The sequence below is a fragment of the Oleiphilus sp. HI0086 genome, from assembly GCF_001635225.1.
The window spans coordinates 1-686 of record NZ_LWFZ01001450.1 but is presented as its reverse complement, the minus strand read 5'-3'; the positions used below and the strand labels follow the sequence as shown (position 1 = coordinate 686).

At 46.5% G+C, this 686-nt stretch carries 1 protein-coding gene; it reads right to left on the bottom strand.

All coding sequences use genetic code 11. The features are described 5' to 3' along the window. Positions 1-686: divergent polysaccharide deacetylase family protein (locus tag A3756_RS24610; protein ID WP_068554942.1), on the bottom strand; the 686-nt coding region annotated here is incomplete at both ends.

Sequence of the window (686 nt, the reverse complement as noted above, 5' to 3'; positions counted from 1 at the left end):
TTGTCAGAGCCCAGCTCAAGTATTCAACTGTGACTTTGTGAGGGTGGGCGATTGCTATGGCTGTGCCATTCTTCTTTGCTAGTTCGACTAGCTTGATAAACTGAGCTTGAACAAATTTTCGGGTTTGAAAATGGTCAAGAAAAACATCCCGGCTTATGTTAGGGATTTGGTGCGCTGCGGCAATTTTGGCGGCAACCGAGTTGGCAGAGGTGCGACTATCCAAGAAAAAGAAGGGGTGCTGTTTAACCGTTTCCATTACCCACTCCATAACCTTGTTTTGAGTTGTCAACTGACTGCCCATATGGTTATTCAGGCCTACCATATGCGGAATCGAGATAAAGCTTTTTCGCAAGGTTTGCTTAATTTGCATCTCACTCATGCTTTCGGTTAAACCGCCCTTACCGAGCTTAATCCCAAGCTTATTTTGCATGGGCGAGTGGAGCATGATTTCCTTGCCATTCTCTTTAGCTCTTTCGATTAGGGCTCGTGTATGGCGTCTTTCTGGTAGAAAAGACAAAGTAAGGGGGTAGGGTAGGTCAATTAATCGGGAGCCGTTCTCCAGGTGATTCCCCATATCGTCAATGACGATCGCGATGGTCGGTTGCTGCTTTAGTTCTGCAGCAACGGGAAAAGCAAGCACGACAGTAGTCAGGATAAAGGTGACTACTGTACTGAGCTTGAGGAGA